The sequence below is a fragment of the Corynebacterium sp. ACRPH genome, assembly GCF_022347285.1.
In the GTDB taxonomy this organism is placed as follows: Bacteria; Actinomycetota; Actinomycetes; order Mycobacteriales; family Mycobacteriaceae; genus Corynebacterium.
On sequence record NZ_JAKRND010000004.1, the window covers coordinates 102,878 to 118,540 of the forward strand.

The window sequence follows — 15,663 nt, forward strand, 5'->3', positions numbered from 1 at the left end:
GGCTCTTTTAGGGTCTGCGCATTTTATTATCGTTCTTCTGCCGCCAGCTGACCACAGGCAGCCGCGATCTCCTGCCCCTTGGTATCACGCACAGTGCAGGGCACCCCCTGGGCTTCCACGCGGCGGACGAACTCGTCCTGCCGGTCCTTCGGGGAGGCATCCCACTTGGAGCCGGGCGTGGGGTTCAGCGGAATCAGATTGACGTGCACCTTCGTGCCCAGCGCCCCGCGTAGCTTCTTCCCCAGCAGATCCGCGCGCCACGGCTGGTCGTTCATGTCGCGAATCAGGGCGTACTCAATGGAAACACGCCGGCCGGAGGTATCCGCGTAGTAGCGCGCGGCATCCAGCACCTCCTCCACCGACCAGCGGTTGTTCACGGGGACGAGCTCGTCGCGCAGCTCATCGTCCGGAGTGTGCAGGGAAACCGCCAGGCGAACCTTCATCTCCTCGTCCGCCAGCTTGCGGATCGCCGGGGCCAGGCCGACCGTCGACACGGTGATGTTGCGCTGGGAAATGCCGAAGCCATCCGGCGCGGGCGCGGACACCTTGCGGATGGTGTCCACCACGCGCTTGTAGTTGGCCAGCGGCTCCCCCATGCCCATGAACACGATGTTGGACAGGCGACCGCCCTCCTCCTGCATCGTGCTTGCAGCCGCGCGGGCCTGCTCCACCATCTCGCCGACGGAGAGGTTGCGATCCAAGCCACCCTGGCCTGTCGCGCAGAACGGGCAAGCCATGCCGCAGCCCGCCTGGGAGGAAATGCACAACGTGGCGCGCCCCGGGTAGCGCATCAGCACACTCTCCAGCATCGTGCCATCGTGCAATCGCCACAGCGTCTTACGCGTCTCCCCGTCGTCGGCCTCCATGTTGCGCATGGGGTGCATCAGCTCGGGGAATAGAGCTTCCTTCACCGACGCGCGCTTAGACTCGGGCAGGTCCGTCATCTCCATCGGGTCGCCCTGCAAGCGACCGTAGTATTGACGCCGAATCTGATCCGCCCGGAACTTCGGCAGACCGAGCTCCTGCACACGCTCCTTGAGCGTCTCCTCATCGAGATCTGCCATGTGTACCGGCGGCATACCCCTTTTGGGTGCTGCGAACTGAAGTTTTACTGGTGTAGCCATGATGCGCCCATTATTGCACGTAACGGGGGTAACCCTCACATTGCAAAAATCTGAACCCAACCAGGTTATGCCGTTGAATGGTAGGTATGAGCGACAACAACCGGAAGTCCGTACCGCAGCCGACTAACAAGCAATCGCCTAACACTCCCTCGCACCCGCCGACAACGCACACTAACCCTCCGGCTGGAACGCCGGCGCAGATTCCGGCGTCACCAAAAAAGAACAGCGAGCACCGCGAGGTGAAGAAGACCCTGGCGGGAACGACGTGGGTGGCGCTTATCGTCGGCGTGCTGCTGCTGATCCTGTTGCTGGTGTTTATCCTGCAGAATCAGGAATCCGCGGAGCTGCAGCTGCTGGGGTGGACGATGACCTTCCCGATTGGCGTGGGCATGCTGATCGCCGCGATTGTCGGGGCGCTGATCATGGCGCTGGTCGGCGGCGTGCGCATCGTGCAGCTACGCAAGCAGGTTACGGAATAGCTACACGCCGCTGCTACACGCCGCTGAGCATATTCAGCACAACCCAGGTGATCATCGCCGACGGCAACATGCCGTCCAGGCGATCCATCAGGCCACCGTGGCCTGGCAGCATACCGGACATGTCCTTGATCCCGAGGTCGCGCTTGAACTGCGACTCCACCAGGTCACCGAGGGTGGCGCAGCAGGCCAGCCCCGGCCCCAGCAGCAGACCGACCCAGAACGGGCCGGAAAGCAGCAACGTCACGCAGGCCACACCGATGGCGGTGGATAGGATCAGCGAGCCGGCGAAGCCCTCCCAGGACTTCTTGGGGCTCACCGCGGGCGCCATCGGGTGGGTGCCGAAAAGCACACCGGCGATGTAACCGCCCACGTCGGAACCCACAACGCACAACATGAACGTGACGATGAAGGCCCAGCCGTCGATGTGATCGCGTTGCATACGGGACAGCATGGCCGCGAAGCTACCGAACAGGGGGATCCACGTCAGCACAAAGACGCCGACCGCCGTATCCCGCAGATAGTTATGCGGCGGCGAGGACCGCCCGTAGTGAAATAGGCGCGTGACCATCAGCAGCAACACGCTGATGACGAAGCCCGCGAGCGCACCCGTCGGGCCGAAGGGCCACGAGAGCCACACGATCACCTGTGCGCCCAAAAAAAGGACGGCCAAGTTCAACACATAGCCGCCCTCGTAGAGCCGACGCCAGACCTCGTAGACCGCCAGCGACAAAGCCAGAGCCACCAGCGGATACCACGCGAAAGGGGTAAAAAGCCCCGCGATGGCGATGGCACCCAGAAATACGCCAACGCCGATGGCCTGTTTCAGATCCCGGCCGGGACCATTCTTGGGTTTCGGGCGAGCAACGATGAGAAATCGGCCTTTCGTGCGCGGGGCTAGCAGGCGCTCGAGTTAAACCTCGAGCAGTTCCTTCTCCTTGGCCTCGACCAGGGAATCAACCTGCTCGACATAGTTGTGGGTGATCTTCTCCAGATCCTTCTCAGCCGCACGGACCTCGTCCTCGCCGGCCTCGCCGTCCTTCTGGATCTTGCCCAGCTGCTCCATGCCCTTGCGGCGGATGTTGCGGATGGCGATCTTCGCGTCCTCGCCCTTGGACTTGGCCATCTTGACCATTTCCTTGCGTCGCTCCTCAGTGAGCTGCGGGATCGTGACGCGCAGCACCTGGCCGTCGTTGGTGGGGTTGACGCCCAGGTCGGAGTTGCGGATAGCGTTTTCGATCGCATCCATGGTGGACTGCTCGTAGGGCTTGATCAGCAGCATGCGGGGCTCCGGAACACTGATGGTGGCCATCTGGGTGATCGGAGTGTGAACGCCGTAGTACTCGGCGACAACACCATTGAACATGGAGGGGTTCGCGCGACCGGTGCGGATGGTTGTCAGATCCTCGCGGGCGTGCTCCACGGAGCTAGTCATGCGCTCTTCGGACTCAAGCAGAATATCGTCAATCATGATTAGAAATTTACCAGCCTACGGTGGGGATATGGGTTTAAGGATCGGGTTGTGTTGGCTCTTTAGCGGGCGCCGACGTTGCTGTCGACCAGCGTGCCGATGCGCTCGCCGGCGATGGCGCGGGCGATGTTGCCCTCGGTGAGCAGGTTGAACACCAGGATCGGCATCTTGTTATCCATGCACAGGGAGAACGCGGTGGCGTCGGCGACCTTGAGCCCCTTCTCGATGACCTCCCACGGGGTGATCTCGTGGAAGAGCTCCGCCTCCGGGTTGGTGCGCGGATCGTCGCTGTACACGCCGTCGACGGCCTTGGCCATTAGCAGTACCTCGCAGCCGATCTCCAGGGCGCGCTGTGCGGCGGTGGTGTCAGTGGAGAAGTACGGCATGCCCATGCCCGCGCCGAAGATAACCACGCGCCCCTTCTCCAGGTGACGGGAGGCGCGCAGCGGCAGGTAGGGCTCGGCAACCTGCGTCATTTGGATGGCAGTCTGCACGCGGCAGTCCACGCCCTCCTGCTCGAGGAAGTCCTGCAGGGCCAGGCAGTTCATGACCGTGCCGAGCATGCCCATGTAGTCGGAGCGGGAGCGGTCCAGGCCGCGCTGCTGCAGCTCTGCGCCGCGGAAGAAGTTGCCGCCGCCGATAACCACGGCAACCTCCACGCCGGACTTGGAAACCTCCGCGATCTGTCGTGCCACGTTCTGCACGACGTCGGGGTCGATGCCGACCTTGCCGCCGCCGAACATCTCACCCCCCAGCTTCAACATAACGCGCTTGTAGCCTTCGCGGTTTTCGGCTGTAGTCACCGGGGAATCTCCTTTGTCGACGTGTTTTGCACTGCTGGCCATACTACCCCACCCAAGGCATGGAAAAAGGCCCCGGCGCCCTTTCGCGCGCCGGAGCCTCTACCGGAAAATTTTCCGGAGTGTACAGACTGTACAGGCTGTACAAGCCCTAAGCCTGGCCAACCTCGAAGCGCTTGAAGCCCTTCAGGGTCACGCCGGCCTCGTCCATAACCTGCTTAACAGACTTCTTGGACTCGGTGACGGACGGCTGATCCAGCAGGCAAACGTCCTTGAAGTAGCCCTTCAGACGGCCCTCGATGATGTTCGGCAGAGCCTTCTCTGGCTTGCCCTCCTCGCGGGCGGTAGCCTCGGCGATCTCGCGCTCCTTAGCGACGGTCTCAGCCGGGACCTCGTCGCTGCTCAGGAACTTAGCCTTCAGAGCGGCAACCTGCATAGCGGCGGCCTTGGCTGCGCCCTCGTCGTCGCCCTCGTAGGCAACCAGCACGCCAACTGCCGGCGGCAGGTCAGCGGAGCGGTGGTGCATATAGACAGCGACCTTGTCGCCCTCGATGGTGGTGGCGCGCTTCAGCTCCAGCTTCTCGCCGATCTTTGCGGACAGCTGCTGCAGAGCGTCGACAGCCTTCTGGCCGTCGACCTCGACTGCCTCGAGCTCCTCGCGGGAGTTAGCCTTAACCTCGGCTGCAGCGGCTGCGACCTTGTCGGCAAACTCGATGAACTCGGAGTTCTTAGCCACGAAGTCGGTCTCAGCGTTGACCTCGATCATGGTGCTACCGGAAACGGCGATCAGGCCCTCGGAGGCGGAGCGCTCTGCGCGCTTGCCGACGTCCTTGGCGCCCTTGATGCGCAGGATCTCGATGGCCTTGTCGAAGTCGCCAGCGGCTTCTTCCAGGGCCTTCTTGCAGTCCATCATGCCGGCGCCGGTGATCTCGCGGAGCTTCTTAACGTCTGCAGCGGTGTAGTTCGCCATGTGGGGCGATCCTCCTTCTGGTGGAAGTGTTCATAGTGGCTGAAATAACAGTTTCTAAATTCAGTCCTGGTTTCCAGCCTAGGTTACAAGTAACGCCCACGCCCGTCGGACACGGGTCTGAAACTGTGTCCCATACGGGGGTGGGCGCTAAATCGCTAGCTCTAAAGCAGCTTATGCCTCGGTGTTGCCCTCGGCCTTTGCCTCAGCCTGAGCCTCTTCGGCGGGAGCCTCGGTCTTCTCGGCCTCAGCCGGTGCCTTGTCGGCGTCGCCAGCAGCTTCCTTGGCTGCAGCCTCCTGGCGCTCGGCGCGAGCCTGACGGCCAGCCTCGACTGCGGAGGAGATGATGCTGGTCAGCAGGTTTGCGGAGCGGATTGCGTCATCGTTGCCCGGGATCGGGTAGTCAACAACGTCCGGGTCACAGTTGGTGTCCAGGATTGCAACGACCGGGATGTTCAGCTTCTGTGCCTCGGAGACAGCGATGTGCTCCTTGTTGGTATCGACGATCCACAGGGCGGACGGAGTCTTGGTCATGTCCGCGATGCCACCGAGGACGCGCTCCAGCTTGTTGCGCTCGCGGGTCAGCATCAGAACTTCCTTCTTGGTGCGGCCCTTGTAGCCGTCCTCAGCTGCATCCATTGCCTGCAGCTCCTTGAGGCGGTGCAGACGCTTAGCAACGGTCTGGAAGTTGGTCAGCATGCCGCCGAGCCAGCGGTGGTTCACGTAGGGCATGCCCACGCGCTCTGCCTCGTTGGCAACTGCTTCCTGGGCCTGCTTCTTGGTGCCGACGTACAGGATGTTGCCGCCGTGGGCGACGGTCTCCTTGACGAACTCGTATGCCTCGTCGATGTAGGTCAGGGTCTGCTGCAGGTCGATGATGTAGATGCCGTTGCGGTCGGTGAAGATGAAGCGCTTCATCTTCGGGTTCCAACGGCGGGTCTGGTGACCGAAGTGGACACCAGCGTCCAGCAGCTCGCGCATAGTAACAACAGCCATGGTGTTACAGGGGCGTATTTCTTCTAGCCGACCGTGTGGTCGGCGCCGCCCCTTCCTCGCTTTCAAAGTTTAGGGTTTGACGGTTTTCTTCACGATGCACTCGACACTCACTGTACGTGCGTGGCTTATGCACCATCCTGGCAGATAGTCCCCGGTGTAGCTGTGGCTCGCCATGTTCGCCCGCTTCTTCTAGCGGGACCGTGCTGGTGAGCCATTAGGTGGGGTGCGAATATCTACGCGTAGTCAGTCGCCTTACTCCGCCTCTCGGTCTTCGCGAAACCGAGTGCACTCTCTTGAAATCGGGCGTATCAAGAAAGCGCGACAGACGAATCCGGACATACTGCGCTTGCTACCCTACCCCCACTCACGCTGCCTAAACAAGTCCTGTTGTCGCGCGTTTTGCCGTTTCTGTGGACAACTTTGAGTTATCCACAGCCCCGCCGATTCGCCCTTTCTTTTTGGTGACGCCCCCACGCATCATCTTTAGCCATGACCCCACGGCTCTACCGCACCTTTTCTTTAACGCTTGCGCTGGTCTTCCTCTGGGTTGGCGCCCCGCCTACACACTTGCCAACTGCAAGTTCCCAACCCTCTACCGCCCAAACTGGCACGCCCCAACCCGATGCGTCCCGCATAGTCCGCTCCCATAGGCTGCCGACTGCGCGGGATGCGCAGGTGATCCGCGCTGCGGACATTCCCGATGCCGTGTGGGAGCCGGGTCACCGGGGCGTGGATCTGCAGGCATCTCCCGGCCAAGTGATCGTAGCCAGCCGGGGTGGCACCGTTGCTTTCGCTGGCGTGGTCGCTGGCACGCCGGTGGTCTCCATCAGCCACGCAGATGGAATTCGCACCACCTATGAGCCCGTCGTGGCGCGCGTACGGGCCGGACAAAAAGTTCGCCGGGGCGAGACCATCGGCGTGTTAGCTGATGTCACCACTTTGCCTGATTATGCCCGGAAGTCCCCGGGGCTTTCCTGGGGCGCCAGATTCGAGGGCAAGGGGCGGGTGTATATCGACCCGATGACGCTCCTCGGTTCCGTGCGGGTCAGGCTCTGGGATGTGCCTGGTTAAAGACGGCCTTCAGGCGCTCGGTGCCGACGTGGGTATAGATCTGTGTGGTGGACATGTTCGAGTGGCCGAGGAGCTCCTGCACCACGCGGAGGTCCGCCCCGCCCTCCAGGATTGCCGTGGCCGCGGAGTGCCGCAGTCCGTGGGGAGATAGGCGCGGGCCGGGGCCGGCCTGGGTTGCACGGTTCACCACTGTGCGCACCTGGCGGGGATCAATGCGCTTGCCGCGCACGCCCACGAAGAGGGCTGGGGTGCCTTTTGCCATGTCCTCGCGCACTTCGAGCCACTTTTCAAGGGCTGTCACCACGGTGGCTCCGAAGGGAACAACGCGAGTCTTGCTGCCCTTACCAGTTACGCGTAGGAGGCGGTTGGAAAAGTCCACGTCGTTCACGTCGCAGCCGGTCAGCTCGGAGACGCGGATGCCGGTGGCGTACAGCAGCTCGACCATGGCCCAGTCGCGGATGGCGCTGGGCGTGGATGCATCGGCCTCGGGCTGCAGGCCGTTGAGCATGTCGGAGGCCTGGTCGGCGCGCAGCACGCGCGGCAACGTGCGCTGCGGCTTCGGAGCCTTCAGCGCGGCGACCGGGTTGGCCTGCACGAAGCCGCGGTGGGCAAGGAAGGCTCCGAAGCCCCGCATGCTGGAGGCCAGCCGGGAGAGGCTGGCCCGGCTGGCGCCGTTATCGACCGCCCAGCCCAGCACGTCACGGGCGCGGTCCAGGTCGAACTCCTCGATGCGCTCTAGGCCTTCCAGCGCGCTGTCGAGGTCCCGTCGGTAGGCGCGGATCGTGTTCTCGGAGCGCCCGACCACGTGGCGCAGGTGCTGCTCGTAGTCGTACAGCGCAGACCACAGCGACGCCGTGGTGCCAGTGGGACGGGAGTTGCTCATGCGACCAATCTAGCCGGTCACTCGACCCTTATCCAGCGGTCTGCCTCCCTCCGGAGCCTGCCCATGGCCTCCAAGTCGCGCAGGCAGCGGATCACCGTGCGGGCGGGCAAACCGGTGGCCTCCACCAGTTGCGGCAGTCTGCCTTCGGGACCTTTGCCGCTCGGCAAGGCTGCGGCGTCAATAATGGCGAGGTGCTCCCAGCTAGGTAGGAACGAACGATCCTCCTGGCCTAGCCCCAGCGCCATCTGCTCGCCGAGAGGGGTGAGCTCCTCGATCAAGTCACGGGCGTTGACGGCCAGGGTGGCGCGGGCGGTGCGAATGCGATCGAGGCACCCGAGGGAAGCGTGGGAGGTGACGGGGCCGGGGACGGCAAAGGTGGGCTTCACGAAGGCCTCGGCCCAGTTGAGGGTGTTGAGGGCTCCGCTACGCTGCGGGGCCTCCACCACCAGGGTCGCCTGTCCGAGCGCCGCCGCCAGACGGTTGCGGGTGAGGAAGCGATGGCGGGCCGGCGGAGTGCCTGGTGGATACTCGCTGATGAGCATTCCGCCGGCGGCGACGATCTGCTCAAACAGGTCCCCATGCGCCTTTGGGTAGGAAACGTCGAGCCCACAGGCCATGACCACGACGGTGGGCATCTTGGATTCGAGGGACGCGCGGTGGGCGATGGCGTCGATGCCGATCGCACCTCCGGAAATCAGGCTGAAGCCCGCGTCCGCGAGGTCTCCCGCGAAGGACCGGGTGACCTGTTCGCCGTAACGTGTGGCGGCGCGGGTGCCCACGACAGTGACCGAGCGGCGTACCAGCGCATCCAGGCGCGTGTCTCCGCGCACCCACAAGGCGAAGGGTGCCGCCGCCTGGCCGCGGACGGAGGAATCGTGATCCGCACCCGAATCGGCCATGCGGACGAAACTGGCGGTCAGTTCGCTCGGCCACTCATCGTCCTCCGGGGTGACCAACCGCCAGCCGCGGGCGATGGCCAGCTCCGCGTCGCGGGTGGGGTTCTGCTCGTAGCGCTGCGAGGTCGAGTCCGCCAACGCGTCCGGCAGCTTCCCGCCCCGGCGTGCCAGGGCTTCTGCTACGGATCGCACGTCCGCGGGGCCGGCCTGCTCCCAACCGTTGGGCCACAGCATGTCCAACACGTCGAGGCGCGAAGCCTCTATGACCCGACGCACGTAGACCCACTCCAAAAAATTTTCCTGGGTCGTCATCGCTGCACCTCTACCAATTCCCTGTCTGCCCCGAAGAGTTCCACCGCGTCGCTGATGTGCCCCAGGTGCGGGGCGGAGGCGCGGTCGAGATCCGCGAGAGTCCAGGCGACCCGGATGGTCCGGTCCACCCCTCGCTGCGTGATCGTGCCGGTGCGCAGCATGTCCTCCAGCAGAACGGAGCCGGATTCGTCCACGCCCACCTGTCGCAAAATTTTTCCGGGCACCAGCGCGTTGCTGGCGGTACCCCACCGCTGGCGGGCTCGATCCCTGGCTTCGGCCACCCGTTCGGCGACGGCGGCGCTGGCCTCGCCTGAGCTGCTTAGCGCCTCAATCTGGGGCCTGCCCGTGGTGGTGGCGAATACGTCCACCCGGTCGCGCAGCGGGCCGGAGAGCTTCGCCTGATACCGCAGCCGCGCCCCGGAGGGGCAGGTGCAATCTAACGGCAGCTCCGCGCCACACGGGCAGGGGTTGGCGGCCATCACCAGTTGAAAGTCGGCGGGGAAGCTGGAGATTCGGTTCGCTCGCATAAGCTCTACGCGGCGCAGCTCCATGGGCACGCGCAGGCACTCCAGGCTATCCCGGCGCGCCTCGCTGACCTCGTCGATAAACAGCACTCCGTGGTGGGCCAGGCTCACGGCCCCGGGTACGGGTACGCGCCCGCCACCGATGAGTCCCGCCGGGGTCACGTTGTGGTGCGGCGCGATGAACGGCCGCTGTCCTGCGAGCACCTCCGGCAGGCTCCCCTTCACCCCCGCCAGGGAGTGCACGCTGGCGGCCTCCACCCGCTCGGTATCGGTCATGGGCGGCAGGATCCCCGGCAGGCGTTCGGCCAGCATTGATTTGCCACTTCCGGGCGGCCCCGTCAGCATTAGGTTGTGTCCCCCGGCCGCGGCCACCTCCACCGCCCGGCGGGCGGCGGGCTGTCCCACAACTTCCGCTAGGTCCCCCACTGGGCGGGGCGGGGCGTACTCCCCCGGGCACGCCTCTGGCAGCTCTCCCCCGCGCAGCCAGTCGATGACTGTGCCCAGGTTCGGGGCCACCAGCACACTCACGCCCCCGTCGCTCGCCGCCGCTGCCTGCGCCGCCTCCGCTGCCTCGCTTTCGTTTCCCACGGGCACCACGACAGTGGAAAAGCCCTCCATCGCCGCGGCCAGCACCAGCGCGAACACTCCCTGCACAGGGCGGATCTGCCCATCCAACCCCAGCTCCCCCACCAGGATCGTCTGGGCTAGTCGCCCTGCCCCCAGCGCGTCATCCGCCACTGCGGAGAGCATCGCGCACACCATCGCCAGGTCGTAGCCCGCCCCCTGCTTCGGCAGCCCGGCGGGCGACAGGCTCATCACGGTCCGCGACCCCGGCCACCCCACGCCAGAGTTCTTCAGCGCCGACCGGATGCGATCCTTCGCCTGCACCACCGCGGTATCCCCCATGCCCACGATTGATATTCCGGGCAGCCCCCTGCTCACGTCGCACTCGACGGTGATCACGGTCCGTCTGGTCCCCTCCAGCGCTATCGACTGCGCATGCCCCACGGCCATTGGTCACCACACCCCCTCGACGTGCTCGCGCACGCCGTCCGGTCCGACGTCGATCACATCCACGCGCAGTCCCCCGGAAAACTGCACCCCCTCGCGATTCTGCTCCAGCCACAGCCCGGCCAGCGTGCGAATCCGCCTGAGCTTCCGCGGCCCCACCGCCGCCACTCCGCCCCCGTCGGAGTCCGAGGCGCGATACTTCACCTCGATGAAAGCCAGGTCGTCCTCGGGTGTGCGCGCCACCAAGTCCAGCTCCCCGTAGCGGGTATAGAAGTTGCGGTCCAGCACCTCATACCCCGCCCGCTGCAGATACTCAGCCGCCAGGTCCTCCCCCAGGTTCCCCACTGCTCGCTTGTTCGCCGCCGTCACTAGTCGCCCTCCCCTTTTCGTGATCCGGCACCGGTTCTTCACGCCCGGTACCTGATTCACAAGTGTGGGACATCATCCCCGTGGGGTGGCGTCATAAAAAGAAACAGAGACAACAAAAGTCCAGGGGGCTGTGGAAAACCCCTGGGCTGTGAATAAGCGGAAAGGTGCAGGTCAGTCCGGCAGTTGCAGCTCGGGTTTGTCGAGCTCCTCGATGTTTACGTCCTTGTAGGTGATTACGCGCACGTAGCGGACGAAGCGGGCGGGGCGGTACATGTCCCACACCCAGGCATCGGACATGCGAACCTCGTAGTAGACCTCCCCGCCGGAGTTGCGCGGGATCAACTCGACGGCGTTGGCCAGGTAAAAGCGGCGCTCGGTCTCCACAACGTAGGAAAACTGGCTGACCACGTCGCGGTACTCGCGGTACATCGACAGCTCGACGTTTGCCTCGTAGTCGTCTAGTTCCTCAGCGCTCACGGACTTACCCTCGATCCTTTCCCTTAAGCCATTGCTGGTGCGCAGCGGCCACGTTCCTGTAACTGTAACGGTGATAAGGGGTGCCACCGTGTAGGCTCACCGCAGTCATGTGCGCCTTGGTGCCATAGCCCTTGTGACTAGCCAAACCATACCCCGGGAACTCCTCGTCGAGCGTTCGCAACACTCGATCCCTGGAAACCTTTGCCAGCACACTTGCCGCGCTGATGCATTTGGCCATCTGGTCGCCCTTCACCACGGGCAGGTGCGGCATGGGCAGGCCGGGGACCTTCACCGCATCCGTCAGCACGTAGCCGGGCTGTACGTGCAAAGCAGCCACAGCACGCCGCATGCCGGAGACGTTCGCGTGCTGAATGCCGAAGCGGTCGATGTCTGCGGCGCTAATGTGGATGATCGAGTAGGAAACGGCGACGTCGCGAATGACGTCGTACAGTCGCTCGCGGGTCTTCTCCGTGAGCTTCTTCGAGTCGGTCAGGCGGTCCAGCCCAGCTCCGTCCAGGTCGGCAGGAAGGATGCACGCTGCAATCGAGATCGGCCCGCAGCACGCACCACGCCCAGCCTCGTCCACCCCCGCGACAGGCCCCAGCCCCGCGGCCTCTAGCTCGCGTTCCACCTTAACTCTTGAGCGGCTCTGGCGGCTCTAGCCCTGGATGGGCAGGGAGTCCACGCCGCCGATGCGGCTGAACGGCAGCAGAATGGTCTCGACCTCGCCGACGATGTTCTCCACAGGGATGGTTCCCTGGTGCTCGTCGCCCATGTGCGCGCGGGAATCCAGCGAGTTGGTGCGATTGTCGCCCATCACCCAGACAGCGTCGTCCGGCACGGTGACGGGCCCGAAGTAGTCGCCCTGGCACTCCTTGGAGCCCGTGGTCGGGTCGATCGGGTTCGCCGGTGGGTTCATCGTGTAGGAATCGTCGACCTTCTTGCCGTTGACCATGATGCCCGGGTCTCCCTCCTGGCACTGCACGGTCTGGCCACCGGTGGCGATCACGCGCTTGACCAGGGTGTTTTCGTCCGGCGCGACGATGCCGATGGTGGCGCCAAGGTTCTGCAGCCCACGCACCACGTCGTTGGAGCTGCGGCGGGAGGTGTATTCCTCGTTCCAAGACTCAGTTCCGACGAAAACGACGACATCGCCCGGGTCGGGCATCTTGTCGCCGCGGTAGGCCAGTTTGTTCACGAAGATGCGGTCGGGCGTGCAGCCCACACAGCCGTGCAGCGTCGGCTCCATCGACTCGGAAGGAATCAGGTACATGCGGCCCACAAAGTTATTGAAAGCGCCCAGCACCAGCATCGTCACCAGGATGATGATCGGCATCTCGACCCACCAAGGGTAGGTCTTTTTCTCCTTCTTCTTTTTTGGTGACGCCCCCTGCTCCGGCTGCGCTGCAGCCTCATCGGGCGCGTTAGGGTCGTTGGGTTCCTGTCGATGAGTCACAAGGAACGAGGATACCAGTGGGGCGAACAGCAAAAAACCCAGCCACGAAAGTGTGACTGGGTTGATAGCACTTAGGGGGTAAGTACTAGATGCGCTCCTTGATGCGGGCTGCCTTGCCGCGACGCTCGCGCAGGTAGTACAGCTTCGCACGGCGGACCTTACCGCGGGACAGGACGTCGATGCGGTCGATGTTCGGGGAGTGAACCGGGAAGGTACGCTCCACACCGATGCCGAAGGAGACCTTGCGGATGGTGAAGGTCTCGCGGATGCCGGAGTTCTGGCGGCGGATCACAACGCCACGGAAAACCTGCAGACGGGACTTGGAGCCCTCGATAACCTTGACGTGAACGTCCAGGGTATCGCCGGCACGGAACTCGGGAATGTCGTCGCGCAGCTGAGCTGCGTCAACCTTATCAAGAATGTGCATGGATGAAATCCTTTTGCTCGTCTGGATAGAGGATCCTCGCGGCTTTTCGCGTTACCTGCGCGCCTACGGGTTCGTACCCACAACAGAAATTAACTTGAGTAGTATGACACCGACTAGTGGTTTTGTCCAAATCCCGCGTTCTTCAGCGCGGCGGCCATACTGCCCTGCGGAGCCTGATTGCGGTGGTTGGGCTTCCTCCGCGCATTGCGCTTCTGCCCCGCCCCCTTCTTCGGCTTGGACTTGCCGTTGGCTATGGAGCCCTTGGGTTCGTCCTGCAGGCGCAGGGAAAGGCCAATGCGGTTGCGCGGCACGTCCACGTCGACGACGCGCACCTTCACCACCTCGCCGGAACTGACTACGTCGTGCGGGTCCTTGACGAATTGCTCGCTCATGGCGGAGACGTGAACCAGGCCATCCTGGTGCACGCCGATATCCACGAAGGCTCCGAAGGCTGCAACGTTCGTGACCGTGCCCTCTAGCACCATGCCCGGCTTGAGGTCCTTGATGGTCTCGATCCCCTCGGCGAGCGTGGCGGTCTTGAACGTCGGGCGCGGGTCGCGCCCCGGCTTGTCCAGCTCCGCCAGCACGTCCGTGACGGTGGGGATTCCGAACTTCTCGTCGGCGAAGTCCCCCGCACGCAGCTTGCCCAGCACGGCGGAGTTGCCCACGAGCTGCGCAACCTCCACGCCGGTGGCGTCCACGATGCGGCGCACCAGCGGATAGGCCTCCGGGTGTACGGCTGAGCCGTCCAACGGGTCGGCAGCTCCGTTGATGCGCAGGAAGCCCGCGGCCTGCTCGAATGCCTTCGGCCCCAGGCGCGGCACCTTCAGCAGCTCCTTGCGGGACTTGAAAGCGCCGTTCTCATCGCGGTAGGCCACGATGTTCTCCGCCAGGGTCGGAGTAACGCCCGCCACGCGATTCAGCAGCGGCGCACTGGCCAGGTTCACGTCCACACCGACGGAGTTCACCGCATCCTCCACCACGGTGTCCAGCCCGGCGGCCAGCAGTGACTGGTTGACGTCGTGCTGGTACTGACCCACGCCGATGGACTTCGGGTCGATCTTCACCAGCTCCGCCAGCGGATCCTGCAGGCGGCGGGCAATCGAAACGGCTCCGCGCAGCGAGACGTCCATGTCCGGGAACTCCTGGGCGGCCACCTCCGAGGCGGAGTAGACCGACGCACCCGCCTCGGAGATCACGACGGTCTGGGGCTTGGTGCCCTCCGCCAGCCCGGCAATCTCCTTTGCCAGCTTCTCCGTCTCGCGGCTGGCGGTGCCGTTGCCCACTGCCAGCAGCTCCACACCGTGCTTATTCACCAGGGCGCTCAGGATCGTGCGGGCCTTATCCCACTGGCCGGAATGCGGGTAGACCACGACCGTGTCCAGCACCTTGCCCGTGCCGTCTACCACTGCACACTTCACACCATTGCGGTAGCCCGGGTCCATGCCCAAGGTCGCCCGGTGGCCGGCGGGGGCCGCCAGCAGCAGATCCTTCAGGTTCTTCGAGAACACACTCACAGCGGCCTCGTCGGCTCTCTCCTTCAGGCGCATGCGCACGTCCACCGCGGAGCTGACCGCCAGCTTCGTGCGCCAGCCGAAGCGCACGCATTCGGCGCGGAACTTATCCGCCGGGTCGCCCTGAGCCTGCAGCCCGGTGCGATCGGCGATGATGCCCTGGTAGAACTCGTCGTCCTCCCCCGGCGCAAAGTTCACGCGCAGCACGCCTTCGTTCTCGCCGCGCAGCAGCGCCAGCACGCGGTGGCTCGGTAGATCCCCGAAGGGCTCATCGAACTCAAAGTAATCACGGTACTTCTGGCCTTCTTCCTCCTTGCCCTCGATCACGGCGGATTCGGCACGGCCGCGCTTGAAGTATTCCTCGCGGATCTCCCCCACCAGATCTGCGTCGGTGGAAATATCCTCGACCACGATGGCTCTGGCGCCGGCCATCACCGAGGCGGCGTCAGCAAAACCTTCCTGGACGTAGCCCTCGGCCAGCTCCGGGCTGCCACCGGCGAGCAGCTTCTCAACCAGCTCGCCCAAGCCGGCCTCGCGTGCGATGGCGGCCTTGGTGCGGCGGGACTTCTTAAACGGCAGGTACAGGTCCTCGAGGCGGGCCTTCGTGTCCACGGCCAGGATCTTCTGGCGCAGCTCGTCGGTGAGCTTGCCCTGCTCCTCGATGCTCTTGAGGATGGTCTCCTTGCGGGCGGCAAGCTCGCGCAGGTAGTCGAGGCGCTGCTCGAGCTGGCGCAGCTGGCCGTCGTCCATACCACCGGTGATTTCCTTGCGGTAGCGGGCGATAAACGGAACGGTCGCTCCGCCGTCCAGCAGGTCGATGGTGGCCTGAACTCGGGGCTGATCCACCTCGAGTTCGTGGGCAATGATGCTAGCGATGCTATCGGTCATT

Annotated in this window: 16 protein-coding genes and 1 pseudogene; 2 read left to right on the forward strand and 15 right to left on the reverse strand. The window is 64.3% G+C overall.

What is annotated here, in order from left to right:
- Positions 1 to 26: 26 nt before the first annotated feature.
- Entirely contained in the window at positions 27 to 1,124 is a 1,098-nt protein-coding gene (gene rlmN, locus MHX66_RS03285) for a 23S rRNA (adenine(2503)-C(2))-methyltransferase RlmN (RefSeq protein WP_239199776.1), read from the reverse strand.
- A gap of 77 nt (positions 1,125 to 1,201) precedes the next feature.
- Here rlmN and MHX66_RS03290 point away from each other — a divergent pair, with 77 nt between their 5' ends.
- Positions 1,202 to 1,603 carry a lipopolysaccharide assembly LapA domain-containing protein gene (locus MHX66_RS03290; protein ID WP_239199779.1) on the forward strand — a complete coding sequence of 134 codons (402 nt, stop codon included), beginning with the start codon at positions 1,202 to 1,204 and terminating at the stop codon, positions 1,601 to 1,603.
- 13 nt (positions 1,604 to 1,616) lie between these two features.
- Here MHX66_RS03290 and MHX66_RS03295 read toward each other — a convergent pair whose 3' ends face one another.
- The 5 genes from MHX66_RS03295 to rpsB form a co-directional block, all read right to left on the reverse strand.
- Complete coding sequence (locus tag MHX66_RS03295; RefSeq protein ID WP_239199929.1) at positions 1,617 to 2,471, reverse strand: phosphatidate cytidylyltransferase; 855 nt, start codon at positions 2,469 to 2,471, stop codon at positions 1,617 to 1,619.
- 42 nt (positions 2,472 to 2,513) lie between these two features.
- Positions 2,514 to 3,071, reverse strand: a complete 558-nt coding sequence (gene frr, locus MHX66_RS03300) for a ribosome recycling factor (protein ID WP_239199782.1) — start codon at positions 3,069 to 3,071, stop codon at positions 2,514 to 2,516.
- A 62-nt stretch (positions 3,072 to 3,133) separates the two neighbouring features.
- A complete protein-coding gene (pyrH, locus tag MHX66_RS03305; RefSeq protein WP_370646259.1) occupies positions 3,134 to 3,916 on the reverse strand; it encodes a UMP kinase in 783 nt (260 codons plus the stop codon).
- Positions 3,917 to 4,022: 106 nt separating this feature from the next.
- Positions 4,023 to 4,841, reverse strand: a complete 819-nt coding sequence (gene tsf / locus MHX66_RS03310; RefSeq protein ID WP_239199788.1) for a translation elongation factor Ts — start codon at positions 4,839 to 4,841, stop codon at positions 4,023 to 4,025.
- A 171-nt stretch (positions 4,842 to 5,012) separates the two neighbouring features.
- Entirely contained in the window at positions 5,013 to 5,834 is an 822-nt protein-coding gene (gene rpsB, locus MHX66_RS03315) for a 30S ribosomal protein S2 (protein WP_034986352.1), read from the reverse strand.
- Positions 5,835 to 6,509: 675 nt separating this feature from the next.
- Between rpsB and MHX66_RS03320 the strand changes: the two genes are divergently transcribed.
- The gene (locus tag MHX66_RS03320) at positions 6,510 to 6,905 is read left to right on the forward strand and encodes a M23 family metallopeptidase (RefSeq protein ID WP_239199791.1); all 396 of its coding nucleotides are present in this window, start codon (positions 6,510 to 6,512) and stop codon (positions 6,903 to 6,905) included.
- Here MHX66_RS03320 and MHX66_RS03325 read toward each other — a convergent pair.
- The 9 genes and pseudogenes from MHX66_RS03325 to MHX66_RS03365 form a co-directional block, all read right to left on the reverse strand.
- Positions 6,880 to 7,788 carry a tyrosine recombinase XerC gene (locus tag MHX66_RS03325; RefSeq protein WP_239199794.1) on the reverse strand — a complete coding sequence of 303 codons (909 nt, stop codon included), beginning with the start codon at positions 7,786 to 7,788 and terminating at the stop codon, positions 6,880 to 6,882. The two genes, MHX66_RS03320 and MHX66_RS03325, sit on opposite strands and share 26 nt — an antisense overlap.
- Positions 7,789 to 7,805: 17 nt before the next feature.
- Complete coding sequence (dprA, locus tag MHX66_RS03330; protein WP_239199797.1) at positions 7,806 to 8,996, reverse strand: DNA-processing protein DprA; 1,191 nt, start codon at positions 8,994 to 8,996, stop codon at positions 7,806 to 7,808.
- Positions 8,993 to 10,534, reverse strand: a complete 1,542-nt coding sequence (locus MHX66_RS03335; RefSeq protein WP_239199800.1) for a YifB family Mg chelatase-like AAA ATPase — start codon at positions 10,532 to 10,534, stop codon at positions 8,993 to 8,995. The genes dprA and MHX66_RS03335 overlap by 4 nt, the downstream gene beginning before the upstream one ends.
- Positions 10,535 to 10,537: 3 nt before the next feature.
- Complete coding sequence (locus MHX66_RS03340) at positions 10,538 to 10,900, reverse strand: YraN family protein (RefSeq protein ID WP_237746337.1); 363 nt, start codon at positions 10,898 to 10,900, stop codon at positions 10,538 to 10,540.
- 171 nt (positions 10,901 to 11,071) lie between these two features.
- On the reverse strand, positions 11,072 to 11,377 hold the full coding sequence (locus MHX66_RS03345; RefSeq protein ID WP_005295294.1) for a DUF2469 domain-containing protein: 306 nt from the start codon (positions 11,375 to 11,377) through the stop codon (positions 11,072 to 11,074).
- A gap of 4 nt (positions 11,378 to 11,381) precedes the next feature.
- Positions 11,382 to 12,035 (reverse strand): annotated as a pseudogene (locus tag MHX66_RS03350) (ribonuclease HII); the annotation flags it as partial.
- Positions 12,036 to 12,833: a signal peptidase I gene (gene lepB / locus MHX66_RS03355; protein WP_239199806.1), complete on the reverse strand. Its 798-nt coding sequence runs from the start codon at positions 12,831 to 12,833 to the stop codon at positions 12,036 to 12,038.
- An 85-nt stretch (positions 12,834 to 12,918) separates the two neighbouring features.
- Positions 12,919 to 13,260 carry a 50S ribosomal protein L19 gene (gene rplS / locus MHX66_RS03360; protein ID WP_005295302.1) on the reverse strand — a complete coding sequence of 114 codons (342 nt, stop codon included), beginning with the start codon at positions 13,258 to 13,260 and terminating at the stop codon, positions 12,919 to 12,921.
- A gap of 113 nt (positions 13,261 to 13,373) precedes the next feature.
- Positions 13,374 to 15,662 carry a Tex family protein gene (locus tag MHX66_RS03365; protein ID WP_239199809.1) on the reverse strand — a complete coding sequence of 763 codons (2,289 nt, stop codon included), beginning with the start codon at positions 15,660 to 15,662 and terminating at the stop codon, positions 13,374 to 13,376.
- Between the last annotated feature and the right edge of the window lies 1 nt (position 15,663).